The 20,581-nt window shown below is 43.6% G+C and carries 23 protein-coding genes; 5 read left to right on the top strand and 18 right to left on the bottom strand.

Translation table 11 applies throughout. The features are described from left to right. Window positions 1-3: 3 nt before the first annotated feature. The 3 genes from ylbD to AOT13_RS08475 form a co-directional block, all read right to left on the bottom strand. Window positions 4-396, bottom strand: a complete 393-nt coding sequence (gene ylbD / locus AOT13_RS08485) for a YlbD family protein (protein WP_003251978.1) — start codon at window positions 394-396, stop codon at window positions 4-6. Window positions 397-470: 74 nt separating this feature from the next. Beyond that, entirely contained in the window at window positions 471-1,481 is a 1,011-nt protein-coding gene (locus tag AOT13_RS08480; RefSeq protein ID WP_003251980.1) for a CAP domain-containing protein, read from the bottom strand. Between the two features lie 135 nt (window positions 1,482-1,616). Further along, a complete protein-coding gene (locus AOT13_RS08475) occupies window positions 1,617-2,036 on the bottom strand; it encodes a CBS domain-containing protein (RefSeq protein WP_003251982.1) in 420 nt (139 codons plus the stop codon). A gap of 176 nt (window positions 2,037-2,212) precedes the next feature. Between AOT13_RS08475 and AOT13_RS08470 the strand changes: the two genes are divergently transcribed. Continuing rightward, window positions 2,213-2,572 (top strand): YugN family protein, encoded by a 360-nt coding sequence (locus AOT13_RS08470; RefSeq protein ID WP_003251985.1) that lies wholly within the window; start codon window positions 2,213-2,215, stop codon window positions 2,570-2,572. 23 nt (window positions 2,573-2,595) lie between these two features. Here AOT13_RS08470 and AOT13_RS08465 read toward each other — a convergent pair whose 3' ends face one another. The 8 genes from AOT13_RS08465 to cyoE all read right to left on the bottom strand — a co-directional run bounded on the left by AOT13_RS08465 (window position 2,596) and on the right by cyoE (window position 9,635). Continuing rightward, entirely contained in the window at window positions 2,596-2,919 is a 324-nt protein-coding gene (locus tag AOT13_RS08465) for an Asp23/Gls24 family envelope stress response protein (RefSeq protein ID WP_230457048.1), read from the bottom strand. A 227-nt stretch (window positions 2,920-3,146) separates the two neighbouring features. Beyond that, window positions 3,147-3,614 carry a DUF420 domain-containing protein gene (locus AOT13_RS08460; protein ID WP_042383345.1) on the bottom strand — a complete coding sequence of 156 codons (468 nt, stop codon included), beginning with the start codon at window positions 3,612-3,614 and terminating at the stop codon, window positions 3,147-3,149. Window positions 3,615-3,664: 50 nt separating this feature from the next. Beyond that, window positions 3,665-4,567, bottom strand: coding sequence for a cytochrome c oxidase assembly factor CtaG (gene ctaG / locus AOT13_RS08455; RefSeq protein WP_042383347.1), 903 nt, complete (start codon window positions 4,565-4,567; stop codon window positions 3,665-3,667). A 116-nt stretch (window positions 4,568-4,683) separates the two neighbouring features. Then, window positions 4,684-5,016: a cytochrome c oxidase subunit IVB gene (gene ctaF, locus AOT13_RS08450; protein ID WP_003251994.1), complete on the bottom strand. Its 333-nt coding sequence runs from the start codon at window positions 5,014-5,016 to the stop codon at window positions 4,684-4,686. A gap of 4 nt (window positions 5,017-5,020) precedes the next feature. Next, complete coding sequence (locus tag AOT13_RS08445) at window positions 5,021-5,641, bottom strand: cytochrome (ubi)quinol oxidase subunit III (protein ID WP_003251996.1); 621 nt, start codon at window positions 5,639-5,641, stop codon at window positions 5,021-5,023. Beyond that, window positions 5,641-7,500, bottom strand: a complete 1,860-nt coding sequence (gene ctaD / locus AOT13_RS08440) for a cytochrome c oxidase subunit I (protein WP_003251998.1) — start codon at window positions 7,498-7,500, stop codon at window positions 5,641-5,643. The genes AOT13_RS08445 and ctaD overlap by 1 nt, the downstream gene beginning before the upstream one ends. Window positions 7,501-7,533: 33 nt before the next feature. Then, a complete protein-coding gene (coxB, locus tag AOT13_RS08435) occupies window positions 7,534-8,604 on the bottom strand; it encodes a cytochrome c oxidase subunit II (RefSeq protein ID WP_013401320.1) in 1,071 nt (356 codons plus the stop codon). Window positions 8,605-8,705: 101 nt separating this feature from the next. After that, complete coding sequence (gene cyoE, locus AOT13_RS08430; protein WP_003252002.1) at window positions 8,706-9,635, bottom strand: heme o synthase; 930 nt, start codon at window positions 9,633-9,635, stop codon at window positions 8,706-8,708. A gap of 536 nt (window positions 9,636-10,171) precedes the next feature. Here cyoE and AOT13_RS08425 point away from each other — a divergent pair. Next, window positions 10,172-11,122 carry a COX15/CtaA family protein gene (locus tag AOT13_RS08425; RefSeq protein ID WP_003252004.1) on the top strand — a complete coding sequence of 317 codons (951 nt, stop codon included), beginning with the start codon at window positions 10,172-10,174 and terminating at the stop codon, window positions 11,120-11,122. Window positions 11,123-11,146: 24 nt separating this feature from the next. On the opposite strand, the gene pyc is transcribed toward AOT13_RS08425, so the two are convergent. The 3 genes from pyc to AOT13_RS08410 form a co-directional block, all read right to left on the bottom strand. Continuing rightward, entirely contained in the window at window positions 11,147-14,590 is a 3,444-nt protein-coding gene (gene pyc, locus AOT13_RS08420) for a pyruvate carboxylase (RefSeq protein WP_042383351.1), read from the bottom strand. 72 nt (window positions 14,591-14,662) lie between these two features. Beyond that, window positions 14,663-15,865, bottom strand: a complete 1,203-nt coding sequence (locus AOT13_RS08415) for an FtsW/RodA/SpoVE family cell cycle protein (RefSeq protein ID WP_042383354.1) — start codon at window positions 15,863-15,865, stop codon at window positions 14,663-14,665. A 133-nt stretch (window positions 15,866-15,998) separates the two neighbouring features. Further along, window positions 15,999-16,292 carry an Fpa/YlaN family protein gene (locus tag AOT13_RS08410; protein ID WP_013401324.1) on the bottom strand — a complete coding sequence of 98 codons (294 nt, stop codon included), beginning with the start codon at window positions 16,290-16,292 and terminating at the stop codon, window positions 15,999-16,001. A 210-nt stretch (window positions 16,293-16,502) separates the two neighbouring features. Between AOT13_RS08410 and AOT13_RS08405 the strand changes: the two genes are divergently transcribed. Further along, window positions 16,503-17,015 carry a hypothetical protein gene (locus AOT13_RS08405; protein WP_042383356.1) on the top strand — a complete coding sequence of 171 codons (513 nt, stop codon included), beginning with the start codon at window positions 16,503-16,505 and terminating at the stop codon, window positions 17,013-17,015. Window positions 17,016-17,051: 36 nt separating this feature from the next. On the opposite strand, the gene AOT13_RS08400 is transcribed toward AOT13_RS08405, so the two are convergent. After that, window positions 17,052-18,383, bottom strand: a complete 1,332-nt coding sequence (locus AOT13_RS08400; RefSeq protein ID WP_003252015.1) for a PhoH family protein — start codon at window positions 18,381-18,383, stop codon at window positions 17,052-17,054. A 145-nt stretch (window positions 18,384-18,528) separates the two neighbouring features. Between AOT13_RS08400 and AOT13_RS08395 the strand changes: the two genes are divergently transcribed. Continuing rightward, window positions 18,529-19,128: a YhcN/YlaJ family sporulation lipoprotein gene (locus tag AOT13_RS08395; RefSeq protein ID WP_013401325.1), complete on the top strand. Its 600-nt coding sequence runs from the start codon at window positions 18,529-18,531 to the stop codon at window positions 19,126-19,128. A 23-nt stretch (window positions 19,129-19,151) separates the two neighbouring features. On the opposite strand, the gene AOT13_RS08390 is transcribed toward AOT13_RS08395, so the two are convergent. Beyond that, window positions 19,152-19,607 carry a pyridoxamine 5'-phosphate oxidase family protein gene (locus AOT13_RS08390; protein WP_003252020.1) on the bottom strand — a complete coding sequence of 152 codons (456 nt, stop codon included), beginning with the start codon at window positions 19,605-19,607 and terminating at the stop codon, window positions 19,152-19,154. A gap of 127 nt (window positions 19,608-19,734) precedes the next feature. Here AOT13_RS08390 and AOT13_RS08385 point away from each other — a divergent pair, with 127 nt between their 5' ends. Beyond that, window positions 19,735-19,935, top strand: a complete 201-nt coding sequence (locus AOT13_RS08385) for a YlaI family protein (RefSeq protein ID WP_013401326.1) — start codon at window positions 19,735-19,737, stop codon at window positions 19,933-19,935. Between the two features lie 35 nt (window positions 19,936-19,970). Here the strand turns inward: AOT13_RS08385 and AOT13_RS08380 are convergent, their stop codons facing one another. Both AOT13_RS08380 and AOT13_RS08375 read right to left on the bottom strand, forming a co-directional pair. Next, window positions 19,971-20,255: a hypothetical protein gene (locus AOT13_RS08380; RefSeq protein ID WP_003252022.1), complete on the bottom strand. Its 285-nt coding sequence runs from the start codon at window positions 20,253-20,255 to the stop codon at window positions 19,971-19,973. A 12-nt stretch (window positions 20,256-20,267) separates the two neighbouring features. Continuing rightward, a complete protein-coding gene (locus tag AOT13_RS08375; protein WP_013401327.1) occupies window positions 20,268-20,570 on the bottom strand; it encodes a YlaH-like family protein in 303 nt (100 codons plus the stop codon). Window positions 20,571-20,581: the final 11 nt, after the last annotated feature.

The raw sequence follows: 20,581 nt of genomic DNA, 5'->3' as shown, positions 1-20,581 counted from the left end.
CCTCTAGTCTTTGCGAAATGAAAACGGTCGTTCATTTTGTCCTGGCTGCTGCGTATGCGGTTGTTCTTGGCTCCCTTGAAATTGCATAATCATACTTTGGATGGTAGCAATCGCTTGCTGCACGTTCGCGAGATACTTTTGCACTTCATCGGCATCCATATTTTGCAACATATTCGTGATTTTTTCGATCCACCTGTTGCTTTTTTCTGTGTGCTTCATTGACGCTTGATGTTGTTTATAATTTTTCCAAATTTCATCGTCCTCGCCAAATAAATACCAATCCTCGTAAAATTCCTTCCACGTTTTTTTGCCGCTGCGCACTTCTTGGATGATTTTTGGATGCTTCCGGACAAACTGTTTAAATTTTTCTACCGAAGGATGCAGAGGTTTTGCCATGAATATCCCCCCTCATCGTTTCCGCCTATCTACCATATACTATCACCTCTATCTGTTTTACGTGCGCCCATTTTTCACGGCCATGGCTTTAAAAAATCTTGCGTATAATAAGCACCGGAAACGCCGACGCCAAGATCCGTAAATTGTTCATTTAATAATGTTTCACGATGGCTTTTGCTGTTCAGCCATCCTTGCACCGCTTCAATGGCATCAATATGATGTGCGGCAATATTTTCTCCCGCCATTTGGAATTGAATATTTGCAGCTAATAGCCGGTCTTTTAAATCGCCGGATTTTGGGGATTCATGCGAAAAAAACTGATTCTCTTTCATATCTTTGCTATGCATATAAGCGACTTTCGCCGCTTCCTCGTGCCAGCGAACCGGCTTAACACGATAATGTTGGCGGATGACGTTTGTAATATCAAAAATTTGTTTGGCGTTCGCGATTTCTACTTCCCGCTGCCGTTTGGCGGACAAAGGCTCCGGATTCAGCAAATGGCCGCGGTAAACAAGCTCATACGGCCGCATTTTCACGAACGTTTCCGCAGTCATAAGACGAATGCTCGAAATCTTCCCGGTAAAACGGTCGACATACAATTGCGCATAAACGTTGCCGATTTTCACAACCGGCCTGGTGGCGTAATCTTGTTCGGACAGCTCAAAACGATATGTTCCCGTGCGCAACTTTATTTCCACATTTTCCAAAACAGGCATCGTCTTAAACACGTCTTGAATCGGCTGGCCAATGTAAAATGGCTTAACATTAACATCTTCTCCACATATAAATGCCGTAACGACACGGCCGTCCATGACCCCAACTTGAAAATATGAACCTGCTTCCCGGTGGTAAATCCACCATTCGTAATCATAGGCAGAAGCATCTATTCGCGTCGGTGAACCAAACTTTTCTTTCACTTCCTTTTCCGTTTTGCCAATCAAAGAAAGAATGCCATTCTCGACTTTCGGCTCTTTTATCATATCGTCTTTTTGTTCTGTTTCTTGAGGGGGACTCAATGGCGGCGTGCTTGGTGCAAAATAATAAAACCCAATTAATAGCAACAACACAAGAAGAAACCATTTCACACGGCAACTCTCGCTTTCCGAAAAAGATGATCCTATTGCCATTATATCCGTTTTTCTATAGCAAAAAAACGAAAAAACAAAATCCCCTGCTCTTCAGGGGAATTTTGCGCATCGATTATTTTTAGTTGTTTAATGTTAAAAATCAGGATTCGAAATTTCCGTTAATGCGTGTCCAGCACTTTCATCTGAATCGCGATTTACCGCAAGATCGCCAAGAGAAACGATTCCCACCAGCCTGCCGTGTTCCACAACGGGAAGGCGGCGAATCTGATGCTCCGCCATTTTCTTTGCAGCCTCCTGTACAGACGCATCAGGAGCTATCGTAATTAATTTATCGCTCATCACTTCCGTCACTGGTGTAGAACCGGGACGCTTTGCTGCAATTCCGCGCACGACTAAATCGCGGTCGGTAATCATTCCGATCAATTGCCCATGATCAACAATTGGAATCGCGCCAACGTTAAAATCGCGCATTTTTACCGCTGCTTCATATACATTATCGACAGGTGTGCAATATTCGACATCAGTCGTCATCACCTCATGCACTGTCTGCATCATTCATCTCTCCCTTCCGCCATTAGTTTCACCAAAAAATAACGGCATATACAAAAACTTTTATGGCGAAGTAAGGTATTCATTGAAAGTTGACCGCTTTCATACTATTATAAATGAGAGAGCGTCTTATTTTTCACGTGCCAACAACACATCGTTTCATTATAGGAGGAATAACTATGAGATTCGAAAATACCGGTATCGAAAATCAAACAGTGGAGCTGTCCCTATTGGACGATTTGCTTGAAAAGCATGGCTTTGTGCGTGCAGGACAATGGGACTATGAGCGTGTTACATATGATCGCAAATTTCAAATTAAAAACGACGTTTACTATCTCCGCATCCAAGGTTACGCGGTGGAAGGGGACGTCGACTCGCGCTACGCGCTAATTAAGCTGTTGACCCCAATACTCGGAAAGCATTACTACCCGCATGGCGTCGAATATGGAGAAGACGAACATTTTCCTTCATCATTAGTGAATCAATGCCAAACGATTTTAACAAAAGTGAAAGAAGATCTTAATAACATTCAACAATAAAAACAAAACGCATGGGGGAAGACTCATGCGTTTTGTTCTCCGTCTTTTGTTGGACACATCACGAGGCGTTGCACGAATAGATGCACTTGTTCTACAATAAAAGGGGTCATCATTTCCACTTCATGAATAATTTTTTGCTGCAATTCCGTGCACAAAGAGATAATCGGGATGCCATACACCATTGTTAACGCAACTGATACCGTGCAATGGCGGTCGTTCGTAAAAACGACATTAACCGTTGTTTCTTCGCCCACGATTTCTTTCTTTTCTTGCAGGCACATCATAACAATTGTGCACACAGCCGATTGAGCTACGGTGCGTTTTCGGAAGCGAACGATTTCTGTCACTCCCCCCTTCATTTTTGATCAGCCCTGACGCACGAATGAGCGGCACGTTTTATTTTATGCAATATGCCGCTCTTTTTCGTTGTTCCCTGCCAAAAAGCGTATCTGCCATTTTACCCGGACGTCGTCGCATTCCCTTATGTCTGAATAAGGCGCGCACGCCAGAATGGCACACAAAGGCTCAACAGGTTTCGCCAGTATATAAAAACCCGACATAAAGTCGGGTTTTTTTAAAATCCTAAAATCGCTTTAATCATCGATGTCGTTTCTCCACCGCGGTAAAATACATACAGGAGCAAATATACGGCTACGCCGGTAACAGCCGTGCAAAACCAAACTACGCTCGTAATAGGGCCTAACCGTTTATGTCTGATAAGATTATTTTTTAATCCCGATAATATCGTAACAATTCCGAAAACGGCTCCTACCGCCGCTAAGAAAATATGGAAGATTAAGAATATCGTGTAGTATATTCGGATGCTTTCAGGGCCGCCGAAGCTGGTGTTCCCAATAAATAAGGTTCTTGATATATAAATGATAAAAAACAATAGGGCAAACGAGGCTGCCGATAACATGACTTTTTTATGCGCTTCGACGTTCCGTTGCCGTATTAAGTACCACCCATACCCTACTAGCACCGCGCTTATGACAATACAACTAGTACTAATAGTTGGTAAAATAGGAAATGAATGTTCCATATCCCTTTCCTTTCTATACTATCTTAATGTTTATGATAATGTCTAAAATATCACAATTCAGAAGGTTGCGGTGATACAACTGTTTCTTCTTTTTCTTTTTCTTGCTCTTTGCGGTACCATTCCATAAAGACGAAAAAGAGCATAGTACCATAAACGATTTCTTGAATAATTTTCATTAATATACCGCCAAGCTGCTGATCATGGAGAAGCGGAATCGAAAAGAACATCTCTGGTCCTGTTAAGTCAAGGGAAGCTAACGTCCCAGCAGGCACGCAAAGGGCAAGCGACTCCATCCACATTTGCGGATCGTAATAAGTCGCATATAACGGCTTGCCCGCGAAAATAATCAAAGCGCACGCTGGCGTCAACAAAACACCGTCTGCAAAAATATACCCTATCTTTTTAAGGCCGGTAAGAGACTGCCAGCCAGTCATTTTATTGATGAGCGGCCACCACATCATCCACGCGGCGATAAAAATCATTGACGTCATTACCGCATGGTAAAGCGCATTGCTTTTCACTAAATCAAAAACAAATGGAACGTGATAAAGCGAGAACAATCCGTTAAATAAAACGAGTGCAACAAGCGGTTTTGTCAAAAACGTTACGGTTGCCTTTACCGGCCGAATTTGCAAGAGCCGCTCAAATAGCCAATTCGGTATTCCTAAAATAAGCAATTGCGGAACAAGCAAATTTAAGATTGCCATTTGTACCATATGGGCGCTAAATATCAAATGGCCAAGCAAATCGATGGGAGAACCTTGGCAAACGTAAAGCAATACGATGCCCAAGACAAAATACACTTTTTGCTTACGTGTCGGCGGCCCTTCATTTGTAAAACGGGTTCGCCACGGACCGACAACCATAAAATAAAGCCATGTCACTAGCAAAAGAAATGCAAGGAAGTAGGGGCTCCATAGCGCAACAAAGCCAAACATGCTCAATGACGCCATCTTTATTCACCTCAATCTTTCCCATTCCATTATACTACATTCATAACGTTTGTCTATTGTTAAACGCTATCATTAACAAAAAAGGAATCAGCGGAAAAAGCTGATCCCCTTTTTGCTTACCACCAAACAATTGTCGCAAACGCCCAAACGGTCAAGAAAGTAACAAACATACCGCTATACATGAACATTGCCGGAATTTCATGGCCTTTATGGCTCATATGCATAAAATAATACAATTGGAACATCACTTGCACAATAGCAAGAAGAAGAATAAATGGAACGGAAAACCAATGCGAAAACTTGTCATAGCCGACCGCGAAAAACGAAATCAACGTTAACAAAATCATCAATGTAAACGAAATAACTTGGTGTTTCATTTCTTCAGCGTTTTTTTTGCGGCGGTACTCCAAATTCACCTTTGGATTTTCAAAATTTGTGTGCTGCGCCATACCATCACCCCACCATTCCCATTAAGTATACAACCGTGAAAATAAACACCCAAACGACGTCAATAAAGTGCCAATAAAGGCTCGCCACATAAAACTTCGGAGCATTATAAAGATTCAAACCGCGCTTTGCGTTGCGGATCATAAGCGTTAAAATCCATGACAATCCAAATGCAACGTGGCTGCCGTGCAGGCCGACCAGCGTATAAAAAGCAGAGGAAAACGCGCTAGTTGAATATTTAAAGCCTTCATGCACATACTCATAGAACTCAAAAATTTCCAATCCTAGGAAAGCTAAACCAAGCAAGACTGTTATACCGAACCAAAGCTGCATCTTTTTAAAATCAAAGTTTTTCATATGATGTATGGCATAGACGCTTGTTAAGCTACTTGTTAATAAGATCATTGTGGAAACAAACACAATCGGCATTTGGAATAGTTCCTCTGATGTTGGGCCCCCAGCCGTTTTATCTCTTAGCGCGATGAAGGTGGCAAAGAGGGAGGCGAAAAGAACTGTCTCGCCCCCTAAGAAAAACCAAAATCCTAAAAATTTATTTTTCCCTTCGAGGGTGGCTCTTTCAGGCTCAGCAGGAAATGTTTCCGCCGTTAATTTTTCTTCAACATGCATTATGCCTTAACCCCCTTTTTCTCCGCTTCGATAATCTCATCTTTATGAATGTGGAAACCATAGTCGTCAATGATCGAACGCAAGAACATAGAACCGAACGTCATCACTAATCCAAGAATCGCCACTGGCAGGCCCCAAGAGTAATCATTATGATACAAGAAACCAAAGGAAGCAACAAACAAGCCAAGCGAAATGACAAACGGCAAGACAGACGGATTTGGCATATGAATGTCTCCAAGCGGTTCTGCCGGAGTCAAGCCTTTTTTGCCTTCCATTTTTTCAAGCCAGTAAGCGTCCAAACCGCGGATAAGCGGGATTTGCGCAAAATTGTATTCAGGCGCCGGAGAAGGGATAGCCCACTCAAGCGTACGCCCGACTCCCCACGCGTCCGCTTCCGCTTTTTTTCCATTGATAGAACTGATCACAATGTTGATCAAAAGGATGATAACAGCCGCCGTCATGAAAAAGGCACCAATTGTACTAACAAGGTTTCCAGTATCCAATCCTTGGTTTGGCAAGAATGTAAATACGCGGCGCGGCATTCCCATTAGGCCAAGGAAGTGCTGGATAAAAAATGTCAAATGGAAACCAATAAAGAATAACCAGAACGTAATTTTCCCTAACGCTTCATTAAGCATCTTGCCGAACATTTTCGGCCACCAATAATGCGTTCCGGCTAGGAGCGCAAACACAACCCCGCCGACGATAACGTAGTGGAAGTGTGCCACAACGAAATAAGTGTCATGGTATTGATAATCCGCCGGCGCTGATGCAAGCATGACACCTGTCACACCGCCTGTGACAAATGACGGAATGAACCATACCGCATATAACATCGGCGTTGTAAAGCGGATGTTTCCGCCCCACATCGTAAATAACCAGTTAAAGACTTTAATACCGGTAGGAACTGCAATCGCCATCGTAGCCACGGCAAAAATGGCGTTGGCCACAGGCCCTAAACCGACTGTAAACATATGGTGAGCCCACACCATAAATCCTAAAAATCCGATTAATACGACCGCAAATACCATCGAAGAGTATCCGAATAAGCGTTTTCGCGAGAACGTCGCAATAATTTCAGAGAAAATCCCGAATGCCGGCAATACTAAGATATATACTTCCGGGTGACCGAAAATCCAGAATAAGTGCTCGTAGATAATCGTGTTCCCACCTAATGCCGGATTGAAGAAATTAGCGCCAAACAAGCGGTCCAACATCAATAAAAGCAAGCCGATCGTCAATGGCGGGAACGCGAATAAAATCAGTGCAGAAGCAACGAATGTCGTCCAAGTAAACATCGGCATGCGCATGAACGTCATGCCTGGTGCGCGCATTGTCACGATCGTAACAAGAAAGTTAATACCGCTAATTAATGTGCCAAGACCGGAAATTTGCAAACCTAACAAGTAAAAATCAATTCCGTGTCCCGGTGATTCGAGCGATAAAGAAGCGTAAGACGTCCAACCCGCATCAGGCGCACCGCCTAAAAACCACGCACAGTTTAAAAACACTCCACCGAAGAAAAACAACCAGAACCCTAACGCGTTCAAAAACGGGAACGCGACATCACGCGCGCCGATTTGCAACGGTACAATCGCATTCATCAACGCGAACAATAAAGGCGTCGCCGCGAAGAAAATCATCGTTGTACCGTGCATCGTCATCACTTGGTTAAACAGGTCGCCAGTTAAAAAGTCGTTGTTCGGCTTCATCAGCTGGATGCGCATAAGAAGCGCCTCAAGACCGCCGATAAGGAAAAAGAGACCACCAGCAGTTAAATAAAGAATTGCGATTTTTTTATGGTCGACGGTTGTAAGGTAATCCCATATTAAGCTCTTTTTACGAGCTGCCGTACTCACGATTGTAACCCCCTTTTTAGCAGATTTCCCTCATTATTCAACTTTTAAGCTCATTAAATATTTCGTCAATGCATCAACTTGCTCGTCAGTCAATTGACCGTAAGTGCCTGTCATTTTGTTTCCTGGTTTCACACTTTCCGGATCTTTCAGCCATTTTTTCAAGTTCTCTTCATTATGCTCCAAAATACCGGCAATGCGTTCCCGATCGCCAAAGTTTCCTAAGTTCGGAGCTGTGCGCGCTTGCTCTGGGCGTTTATCCACCGGAGTAACAGCGTGGCAGCCGATACAGCTTTTGTTGAAAATTTCTTCCCCTTGCTTAGCGACTGGATCTGTAACAACCGGTTTAGTAGCGTTTTTCATTTTTTCGATCCATTGATTAAATTCTTCTCTTGGAACTGCTTTGACTTTAAAATCCATCAACGCATGGGAAGGACCGCAAAGCTCCGCGCATTTTCCATAGAAAATGCCGCCTGCTTTTTCAGCACCTTTTTGGTCAAATTCTAACCAAAATTGGTTCTTATTATCAGTGTTCGTGTCCATTTTCCCGCCAACCGCAGGAATCCAGAAGGAGTGTTTTACATCGGATGCTTTTAAATTAAAGTACACCCGCTCATCTGTCGGAACGACTAAATCTTGGCTTGTAATTACTCCATAATCCGGATATTCAAATTCCCACCAGTAAAGGTTTGCGCGAACGTTGACAACAAGCGTGTCTTTATCCCGCTTTTCTTTGTTCATCGGCTTAACATCAGCAAGATCGAACGCCGCTTTCACTGTCGGAACTGCCAAAATAATCAAAAGAATAATCGGTATGACAGTCCAGGTAATTTCAAGTTTATGGTTTCCTTCCACTTGTTTTGGAATTTTGTTTTCTTGGCCTTTACGTTGCCGGAAGCGAATGACAACGTATACAAAGATAACTGTGACAACAACGACAACGAAAACCATGATGGCCGTGCTAAGCAGCATGAGCGAATACTGCTTGTCTGCCACTTCGCCGGCTGGCTGAAGCGTTGACAAAAACGGCTTGCCACAGCCGGCCAATAAAAACGCCATTGCGCCAAAAAGAGACAATAAGCGCCAACTATGTAGCCACTTTTTCATAGCCTAATCAAACCCCTCTTTCTCTTTAATTTTCATAATAAAAAAGTATATAAATTCTTTCTGTGTGATAGAAAGAATTATAAACGAACTGGACAAATAAGCTAGTCAATCGTCACAATGACCATTGCAACGAATAAAATCGTCAAATAGTTCAGCGAGTACACAAACATCCATTTTGCCCATTTTACGTCATCCTTCATTTTAAATCCATATAGCCCCAATATGAGCCATCCTACGTTTAACAACGTAGCAATCGTTAAAAACGGCGTGCCTAATGAAAATAAATAAAACGGTAGTGGCAACAGGCACGCGACCCATATTACCATTTGCCGTTTCGTCATCGCAAAACCATGGACGACCGGCAGCATCGGAATCCCTGCTGCCCGATATTCCTCACATCGTTTCATCGCCAGCGCCAAAAAATGCGGAGGCTGCCATAAAAACATTAATAAAAACAGAATGAATGGGACAACATGAAAATGCGGATCAACCGCCGCCCATCCTATCACCGGAGGTATCGCTCCAGCGATGCTTCCAACAACCGTATTCAACGTATAATTTCGCTTTGTCCACATCGTATATAAAAACACATATGTCACAACACCAATCAATCCGAAAATGGCCGCAGCAACTGTCGTCATCAACAAGCTCAACGTTCCTACTGTTATTAAAATGATCCCAAGCCACAGCACACGTTTCGGCTCTATCGTCCCTGTGACAGTCGGACGGTTTTTCGTTCGTTCCATTAAATGGTCAATATCACGGTCGATATAGTTGTTAACACTGCATGAACCAGCAATAATAAGCGCAGAGCCAAATAAAGTAAAAAAGACAACATGGAGGTTTTCCAAAAATTTTTCCCCCATAAAATGTAAAGCGAGCCATAATCCAGTAAATGTCGTAATTAAATTGGAATGGACAATTCCGATTTTAATAACCGCTGATATTTCCTTCCAAACCGATTTTATATTTGCATGCGGGCGCTCTTCTAATGGAATCGTCGTTTCCTGCGCCGCTTTCAAATTTGCCATCATTTCGTTCCTCCTTACTGCAAGTGCGCCAGCGACGCTTTTCCAACAATAGCATCGCAAAATGCGGGATACACCATGCAGCGATTTTTCATCATTCATCATAACGTATTGTAACACATTTAAAAAGAAAAGTATCTCCTATTTGTACCTTCTATTTGTCACTATTTGTCATGAAAACCTGTTTTCTATATGTATATTAAATCACACTTTTTTAACGGATTGTGAATTTTTTTTGAGTAATTTGTGTCAATTTTTTGAATGGGGATGGAACAACCCGTTTCCTAGCGCTAAACGAAAGCGCTTTTTATCCCATTAATATTTCTAGCAAACTTCTTAACATTATTCAATATGGAAATGTGAGTTTCATAAACCAGTTCTCCTCCATCACTGTTTATTTTTTAGCGGCATGCATGTAAAATGGACAGTGGCGAAATTGCTCTTGTCACCGCTTTCGTGTAATATTAATGATATCAGCACAGAGTTTACATTGGAATTATTGACAAAACAATATTTTTTAATACAGGAAGGTGAAAATGTTGCAACGTTCATTAAAGTGGTTTGCCACACTAACGACATTGGCAATGTTATTCGTGTTGATTGGTGGAGCGTTAGTGACAAAAACAGATTCTGGAATGGGATGCGGGCGGTCATGGCCGCTTTGCAACGGCCAGCTGATCCCGTCGGAAATTACGCCTGAGCTTGTTATCGAGCTCAGCCACCGCGTCGTATCCGGCGTCGCTGGCATCATGGTGCTCATATTGTCGATTTGGGCATGGCGCGCCATCGGCCATATTCGTGAAACAAAGTTTTTGGCGGCTGTATCGTTTATATTCCTTGTTCTTCAAGGCTTGATTGGCGCCGCTGCTGTCGTATGGGGACAATCTGATTTCGTACTCGCTTTGCATTTCGGAATTTCGCTTATTTCATTCGCTTCTGTATTTTTGCTGACGCTGCTAATTTTTGAAGTCGATAAAAAATTCGCTGCCGAATCATTGGTGATCGACTCCAAAATGAAATTTCATATTTACGGCATTATTTCCTATTGCTATATTGTTGTTTATACGGGAGCGCTAGTCCGCCATATGGAGGCAAGCTTAGCTTGTCCAAGCTGGCCGCTCTGTGCGAAAACACGAATCATCCCCGTACAGCTTCATGAATGGGTGCAAATGGGACACCGGATTGCCGCCGCGCTGCTTCTCATATGGATGATTGCCGCGACGGTGCATGCGGCCAAGCAATATAGACAGCAAGCGGCCATTTACTGGAGCTGGATGATTTCTCTCATTCTCGTTATGCTGCAAATCGTGACAGGGGCAATGATCGTATTTACTAATTTAAACTTATATATCGCTCTTGCGCACGCCCTATTTATTTCTTGTTTATTTGGTGTGTTAAGCTATTTGACGATGCTTGCTTTCAGAAGCAATTACCAAAAAAACGAATCATCCCAATCGAAATTGCCGAAGTTGTCCGCAACAATGAAATAGGCGCTGGATTCCCAGCGCCATCATTTATTTTGTCAACTCAATCAATAAATCCCCGGTTTGAATGGCGTCACCGTTTTTCACATAAATGTCTTTAATCACTCCGGAAAACGGTGCCTGTACCGTTGTCTCCATTTTCATTGCTTCCGTAATCATTAAATGGTCGCCCTTATTCACTCTTTCCCCTTTTTCCACCAACACTTTCACTACCGTTCCCGGCATCGTTGCCGCAATATGATTCGGATTCGTGCGGTCCGCTTTTATGCGTTCCACGACTGCTGATTTAATGCTTTCATCTCGGATAATCACTTCGCGCGGTTGTCCGTTCAACTCGAAATAAACGACACGCGTGCCGTCCGCCTGCGGCTGTCCTATGGAAACGAGTTTGACAATCAGCGTCTTTCCTTTTTCAATTTCGACTTCGATTTCTTCGCCAAGACGCATTCCATATAAAAACGTCGGTGTATCGAGGACAGAAATGTCACCATATTTTTTCACCGTTTCCGCATATTCTAAAAATACTTTTGGATAAAGGGCGTAGGCAATCACATCAAAATCTGTCACTTCACGATCTAACGTGTGGTACAATTCCTCCCTTAATTTATGAAAATCGACTGGCTCCAACAGTTCACCCGGCCGAACTGTAATCGGCTCGCGGCCTTTTAAAATAATGCGCTGCAGCTCTTTCGGGAATCCGCCGTGCGGCTGCCCTAAATATCCTTCAAAAAACTCGACGACTGAATCCGGGAAATCGAGCGTTTCGCCGCGTTCGAAAATATCTTGCTCGGTTAAATGATTTTGCACCATGTAAAGCGCCATATCGCCGACGACTTTCGATGATGGCGTTACTTTGACGATATCGCCAAACATATCGTTTACCCGGCGGTACATTTCTTTCACTTCATCCCAACGGTCGCCAAGCCCGACCGCTTTCGCTTGCTGCTGCAAGTTGCTATATTGCCCTCCAGGCATTTCATGCATATACACTTCCGTATGCGGAGAATTCATGCCGCTTTCAAACTCTTGGTAAAATTTCCGCACATCCTCCCAATAACGGGAAAGCTGCTCAAGCCCTTGTATATTGATTTCCGGCGCGCGCTTCGTTCCTTCCAGCGCATAGTAAAGCGTATTGGCGCTCGGCTGCGAAGTCAAACCTGCCATTGAGCTGACAGCGACATCGACGATATCGACCCCGGCTTCAATCGCCTTCGCATACATATAAATGCCATTTCCACTCGTATCGTGCGTATGAAGATGGATAGGAATATCCACCGTTTCTTTCAATGCAGAAATAAGCACATATGCAGCCTCTGGCTTCAGCAGGCCAGCCATATCTTTAATCGCCAAAATGTGCGCTCCCGCTTGTTCCAGCTCTTTGGCGATCGTTTTATAGTAATCAAGATTATATTTCGGACGGCCCGGATCCAAAATATCGCCAGTATAGCAAACGGCTGCTTCCGCGATTTTTCCGGTTTGCCGAACGGCGTCAATGGCCACCGTCATCCCTTTAACCCAGTTTAGGCTGTCAAAAATGCGGAACACATCGATTCCTGCCTGCGCCGATTTTTCGACAAACTCGCGAATCACATTGTCCGGATAGTTTTTATATCCAACTGCGTTGGCAGAACGCAATAGCATTTGGAATAAAATATTTGGAATTTTCTCCCGCAATTTCAACAAGCGGTCCCACGGATCTTCTTTTAAAAAGCGGTATGCAACGTCAAACGTCGCTCCTCCCCACATTTCCATGGAAAATAAATTCGGCAATAAACGTGCTGTCGGTTCAGCAATACGAACCAAATCAATCGTGCGCACACGCGTCGCAAGCAATGACTGATGCGCGTCACGGAACGTCGTATCCGTCAATAATACGCGATTTTGTTCCTTAATCCATTTAACAAGCCCTTCTGCCCCTTTTTCATCAAGGATTTGCTTCGTCCCGTTTGGAATCGGCTCTCTATGGTCCACTTTCGGAATGCGCGGCTTATCAAAAACCGGCTTTTTCTTTTTGCCGATGCCAGGGAAACCGTTTACTGTAACGGTGCCGATATATGTCAACATTTTTGTGCCGCGGTCTTTTCGGCGTGGAAACACAAACAGCTCCGGCGTCGTATCAATAAACGATGTATCGTACTCCCCTGATAAAAACTTCGGATGTTGCACGACATTTTCCAAAAATGGGATATTTGTTTTAATTCCGCGGATTCGGAACTCCCGCAAATTTCGTAACATTTTTCGTGCAGCTTGTTCAAACGTGAGCGCCCACGTTGACAATTTCACAAGCAATGAATCGTAGTACGGCGTAATGACCGCTCCTTGGAATCCGTTACCTGCATCGAGGCGCACGCCAAATCCGCCGCCGGAACGGTATGCCATAATCTTCCCTGTATCTGGCATAAAGTTGTTTAACGGATCTTCCGTTGTCACGCGCGACTGAATCGCGTATCCGTTAATGCGGATGTCTTCTTGTTTTGGAATGCCGACTTCTTTGCTATGGAGCGAATAGCCGTCGGCGATCAAAATTTGCGACTGGACGATATCAATCCCAGTGATCATTTCCGTAATCGTATGCTCGACTTGGATGCGCGGGTTGACTTCGATGAAATAAAAATCGTCGCCGGATACGAGAAACTCGACGGTTCCCGCGTTCACATACCCAACATTTTTCATGAGTTTGACGGCAGCTTCACATATTCTTTGCCGCAGCTCATCGGATAACGAGACGCTCGGCGCCACCTCCACTACTTTTTGATGGCGGCGCTGCACAGAGCAGTCCCGTTCATAAAGGTGAACGATATTTCCTTCATAGTCGCCCAAAATTTGCACTTCGATATGCTTCGGTCTTTCAATCAATTTTTCCACATACACATCATCGCTGCCAAACGCAGCTTTCGCTTCCGATTTTGCCCGCTCATACGCTTCTTTCACTTCCGATTTTGAGCGGACGATGCGCATGCCGCGGCCGCCGCCCCCCAAGGCCGCTTTAATAATGATCGGGTAGCCGTATGTTTCGGCAAAATGGACAACTTCTTCTAAACTATGTACCGGTCCGTCACTTCCCGGAATAACCGGAATTCCCGCTAATTTTGCTTGGTGCCGGGCCTTCACTTTATCGCCAAACATATCTAAATGCTCTTCGTTCGGACCGATGAAGATAATTCCTTCTTCCCTGCACCGTCTTGCAAATTGAATATTTTCCGAAAGGAAGCCGTATCCCGGATGAATGGCATCAACATCGTGAGTTTTAGCAATTTCAATAATCCCTTCAATGTCTAGATATGCTTCAATCGGTTTTTTTCCTTCACCAACTAAGTACGCTTCATCCGCTTTATAACGATGGTAAGAACCAGTGTCTTCCTTTGAGTAAATCGCTACAGTGCGAATGTCAAGCTCCGTGCAGGCACGGAAAACGCGAATCGCGATTTCTCCGCGGTTTGCGACAAGCACTTTATTAATTCGACGCGTTTTCATCGTTTTTCCTCTCCTCCTTTCTAATAAAACTATAACGGTTTTTCTTTTTTGTAAATAGTTTTTGTAAAAAAGTCAGATCCTTTTTTGCAATTTTTCTACGATTTTCATCTTTCTTTTGTAACTTGCTTCGTATTTTGTAAACATCGAAACATTGACAAGCACTCCGAGGGAAGTCATAAAGATCATTAGCGAAGATCCGCCATAACTAACAAGCGGCAATGGAACGCCGGTAATTGGAATGACCCCAACAACACCGCCGACGTTAATAAATGTTTGAATGCCAATCATGGCAGAAATGCCGATCGCCAGAAGGCTGCCAAACGCGTCATTGCATTTTCGCGCAATCCATAACCCTCGCAACACGATAAAAGCCAAAAGGCCTAATGTAAATATCACCCCAAAAAGCCCGAGCTCTTCCGCAATAATCGACATAATAAAATCGGTGTGCGACTCAGGCAAATAGCCGTATTTTTGAATGCTTTTTCCCAGCCCTAATCCTTTTATTCCTCCCAATCCAATGGCCAAATAGGAATTAACGAGCTGAAAACCTTCGTCATTCGCGTATTTAAACGGATCCAAAAAGCTATAAATCCGTGACATCCGCTCTTTCGAAAAAATAGCATCTCCAAAAAGAGGAAGAATAATTGGGGATGCAAAAGCAAAAACAAGCAGAAAAAATAGAAACTGTTTAAACAATAAACGAAGCCGCAGCCCTGATGACAAAATCAAACAAACCGCAATTGCCAATACAATCATTGCTGTTCCAAAATCTGGCTGAATAGCAATTAAAAAACAAAGAAACAGCGTGTAATAAATTGGAAATAAATTACTTTTGACAGGTTGTGCCAATCTCTTTTGTTTATTGGCAAACGCCGCCGCTAAGTAAACGATTAATCCAAGCTTTGCAAGCTCCGCTGGCTGCACGCTCCATGCACCCATGCGAAACCAGCTTGTCGCATTGTTTGCAGTATGTCCAAGAAAAGCGACCGCTATTAACATTAATGGCAATACGAAAAAAATCGTTTTGACCAATTTTTCTTGCGCCCATATTTTATACGGAACAATCAGCGTAATGAAAAAACAAATAAAGGAAACTATCAGCCATAGCTTTTGCCGCTGATAAAAATAGTCGCTTGGCACTTCAAAACGGATGACGGCGGAAATCATGCTTGAGCTATATACCATAACCAATCCAAATAGCGAAAGCATAACAACCGCAATAATAAGCGGATAATCGTAACATTTCATAATCTTCTTCATTAATTCCCTATCCATCATTCCTCTTCCTTATTGCTAATGTTGGTGTTAAATCATTAAAACAATTCGTAGCAGAATGTTGTTTTCCTTCTTAAAAACAGAAAAACTCAAACGATTGCAGCTTTCAACCGTTTGAGTTAGCATTTTATTTTTATCGTACGCGCTTTTTTGTCACCGCTTCGTGGAGTGCCGAAAGCTCCCGCTCTAATCGGTCAAGCAGCGCCTTGCCCTTCTTCTCGTCCACAAGCCCAAGGCGCACCGCAAAATCGATTTCCCGTGACAAACCAAACATTTGCGTATCCAGCACTTCTTCGTAAAGAGGACATTGCGGCATTGTCAAATTATCCAATTGCACGCGAATGAGCTTGATGATCTTATCCGCATCCGCTTGCAGCAGCGCGTACGCTTTTTCGCGATAGTTAATGGCATCGCCTGTCACATCCATCCCTCCGTTCTCCCCTAATCCTTCTTTAAATCTTAACGTGAAATGCGCAATTTTGCAAGTTGAAACACTTGTCAACACTATAAGCCGTGCTGGTTTAACGCGATTTGTCGGCGCCCGGCTGAAACAGAATCGCATCCATCTGGCACATGACAAACTGTCTATTAACCATTATACTAAAAACAGCAGCTGCTGTAGAGGAGAGGATGGAAAATGAGCGATATTATTCTTATAACAGGGAATGTAAAATTTACAATTACATTGGATCCAGGAGTATGGATTTTTGATGACCGCAAAATTGATTTGAACACATACTTTGCGAAGTCATCCCATGATCCGCTTCCAAACGGGAAACAGGAAGAAGAGGAGGAAATTAGAAAACTGTCCGCTTTTTGGGACCGGGAAATTCAGGAAGGGGCCGTTTTTCCGCCAACATTGAAAACAGAAAAACGTTTTCTGAAAGAAAAAATTATTACAGGGACATTCGCGATGCCGCTTGCTCCGTTTTTGCAAAACGCTGAGCCGCTCCCGGAGGCAAAAGAACTGGCTATCGTCACCGAGCATAACGAAGTAACGATTCCACTTGCGCAAGCTTATGAAGCGATTCTCGGATTTTCCAAAGATGGAAAGCCGCTAAGAGAAGACGGACCCGTTCATTTTTATTTTGGCGACGGTTCCAACCGCGAAGCCCCGATCACTCATGTGCGCCGTTTTGTCGTCCGTTAAAGTTGGGATGTCCTAAGACAGGACATCCGGCTTGTTTTACAATAAATCCGCGGCAAGCTGCGCCAATGTCGAGCGCTCGCCTTTGACAAGACGGACGTGCCCGGCGATTTTTTGGTCTTTAAACTTTTCAACGACATACGTTAATCCATTATTGTACTCGTCCAAATACGGATGGTCGATCTGTTCCGGATCTCCCATTAAAATGATTTTGCTTTTTTCGCCAACGCGCGTTAAAATCGTTTTCACTTCATGTTTCGTTAAATTTTGTGCCTCATCAATAATGATAAACTGTTCCGGCAGGCTGCGGCCGCGTATATATGTGAGCGCTTCGACTTCAATCGAGCTCATTCCTGCTAAAATCGCGTCCAGCTCCCCTGCTTTTTTTGTGTTAAATAAATATTCTAAATTATCAAAAATAGGTTGCATCCACGGGCGCAATTTTTCTTCTTTTTCTCCAGGCAAAAAACCGATGTCTTTTCCCATCGGAACGATCGGCCTCGCAACAAGCAGCTTTTTATATGTGCGTAAATCCTCTGTCTGCATCAGCCCTGCAGCAAGTGCAAGAAGCGTTTTCCCCGTTCCTGCTTTGCCGATCAAAGTCACAAGCGGAATGTCCTCACGCATAAGCAGTTCAAACGCCATCGTCTGTTGCACATTGCGCGGGCGAATCCCCCATATATGTTCATAGTGAAACAAAAGTTTCTCCACTTTTTTTCCGCTATGATTCACAATGCCAAGCGCAGAAGCCGAGCTTCCAAAAGCGTCTTTCATGATAATAAATTGATTGGGGTAAAACGGATGATTGGCAATGTCCGCTAAAACAAGCTCTCCTTTTTCATAAAACCGCTGCAAATGTTCCGTCCCTATGTACAATTCAAGAAAGCCGGTATAAATATGGTTAACCTCAACGACGCGGTCGCTTAAAAAGTCCTCTGCTTGCAGTCCGATCGCGTCGGCCTTCACGCGAACAAGAGCATCTTTGCTTACTAAAATAACAGAACGTCCGTTTTCCTTCGCTTGTTCTTCAAGCGATAAATTTTTGGCAACCGCCAAAATGCGATTATCGTTCGTTTTTTCCACAAAAATTTCTTGGAGCTGGTGAAAAGAGCGATGATTTAATTCAATGCGCAACACCCCGCCGTTTTCCAGCGGAATTTTTTCATGCAGCTTTCCGCTTTCGCGAAGACGGTCGATCAGCTTGGAGACTTGACGCGCGTTTCTCCCCACTTCGTCCATATATCGCTTTTTCGAATCAACTTCTTCCAACACTACAGCTGGAATGACCACTTCATTGTCTTCAAATGAGAAGATGGAATACGGATCTTGCAATAACACATTCGTATCCAACACATATATTTTTTTCCCCAAATTCCCAAGCCCCCCATTTTCATTTTTTCCTTTTTTTGCTTATATTTGGACGGGATCGTTGTTATATAAGATATGAGGAAATGTATAAAGATAGAAGAAGGATTGCAAAATAAAATAAAAAAATAAAAATAGAGGTGTCATAAGGATGAACTGGAGCCGATATTTGCTTATAACGATATGTATTGGTTTATTAAGCGGATGCAATATAGGAAATAACGAAGGCGCCCGCGATGCGGACCGCCCGCTTGTCCGTGTCAAAAATACGGCCGATGAAAAAACAGCCGACAAATCAGCACGAGAAATCGCCCACCGTCTGGCAAGTTTAGCCAAGCGCGTACCGAACGTCAACGACGCTGCCGTTCTTGTTGTCGGAAAATACGCGATCGTTGGCATTGATATTGATGCCAATATCGACGCTTCTCGTGTCGGCACGATTAAATATTCGGTTGCCGAAGCATTGCAAAAAGATCCGTATGGGGCGAATTCGATCATCATTGCCGACCCCGATTTATACACCCGGTTAAAAAATATCGTCAACCAGGTCGACAACGGGCGGCCTGTTCAAGCATTTATGAACGAAATCGCAGATATCGTCGGACGCGTCATGCCGGAAGTTCCGAGTGATTTGTTTGAAACAACTCCGCCGGAACCAACCAAACAAAATGATTCACAATTAAATAAGCGTGAAGAAAAACAGCTGCATAACCGCCAAGAAAAACAGTCCAACGAACATTTAAATAAATAAGGAGCCTGGCCGAAGGCTCCTTATTATGCATTGCGAAGAGCGGCCATTACTTGATTGTCCAGTTTCGCCGCCGCTTGCGCATCGTACATCTTTTCATATTTTGGTTCTTGTATGATTTTTGAACCGTAAAACATGACGTCGCGCACTTCGTTAATGGCAACATCGACTAATGCCAATTTAAGCGGAATGCCTTCGATTTTCTCCGCCTTAATATGTGCTTTCCCGCTAATCGAATAGACTGACTCGTTGGCAATGATGTTCACAACAACAGACGGATTGTTGCGAATATTTTGCGCAATGCGGGAGCGGTTGTCAACGGCAAAATAAATGTGCTCTTCGCTGGGGGCATAAATCCATGAAATTGCGCTAACATTCGGGCCACCCGTCTCATGGTCGATCGTCGCGATCGTCACAAACCGTTCTTTTTGCAAGGCTTGGAACAACGGTTCCGTCAATGCAGGCTCCACTCTATTCGGCATTGCCTTCCCCTCCTTAAAAAATGCTTTGCAGTTATCATACCTTTTTTGCTTAAAAACGGAAAAGTAACAATGTTTTAGATTCATGATATAATAAAAATGAAATTGAAATAAAGCAACGAGGTGTACGATGAGAGTCCAATGTGTTCTTTGCGACCGAATTGACACGATCGATGATGAATCATTGCTTGCCAAACGATTGCGCAACCGTCCGATTCACACATACATGTGTGAGGAATGCTATCAACGGATCGCTGAAAAAACGAAGGCCCGCCTAGCGACCGGAAAATTTCGCATATATCGTTCGAACCTGACAAACGATGAATGGTAAAAACGCCGGGAAATGATCTTTGCCCGGCGCTTTTCTTACAAAGGATAATTGTCGTATTTTTCAGGCGCTTCTTCGATTTGCTTCAGCATTGCCTCAATAAGTTCCGCTGGAAAACACGCTGATTCTTCCTCGCCGTCTTTCTTGTACTCGACGATATACTTTGCTTCTTTTTTTACTTTTATATTTGTGACATGGAAATCGCGCTTTAATATTTCCTTAAAAAAGGCGGCAGTTTCTTGGGCCGCGGCATCATCCGGACGCGCCCGCGCCACAACATAAATCGTTAGCCAATTATAAAGGGCGCCTTGCAGCGACTTCATCGTCCCACCGCCTTACTCATGTTTTTTCGATTGATATAAGCGAAGCTTATAAATAATTAAAACGAGAGCCGCCACCACCAACCCTTCCGCGACAGGCAAAAATACCGCAAAAAACGTTAAAATTGTGCAGCCTAACGCGAGCAAGACATAGATAATAACGTTTTTCAACAGCGGCAGTTTTCTCGCAAAGCCAAGGCGATAAACAATAGCGGATAAAACGAATACAGTAATGTAAAGAAGCCACATTCCCCGTTCAGGATTTTCATGCACTTTGTATAGCGAAGCAAAAAAGGTAAGGCGATCAATAACGTTCACCATCTCTCCCC

Source organism: Parageobacillus thermoglucosidasius, assembly GCF_001295365.1.
GTDB lineage: Bacteria > Bacillota > Bacilli > Bacillales > Anoxybacillaceae > Parageobacillus > Parageobacillus thermoglucosidasius.
Note: the sequence above shows the minus strand (reverse complement) of the source record. Positions and strands in the feature narration are given on the sequence as shown.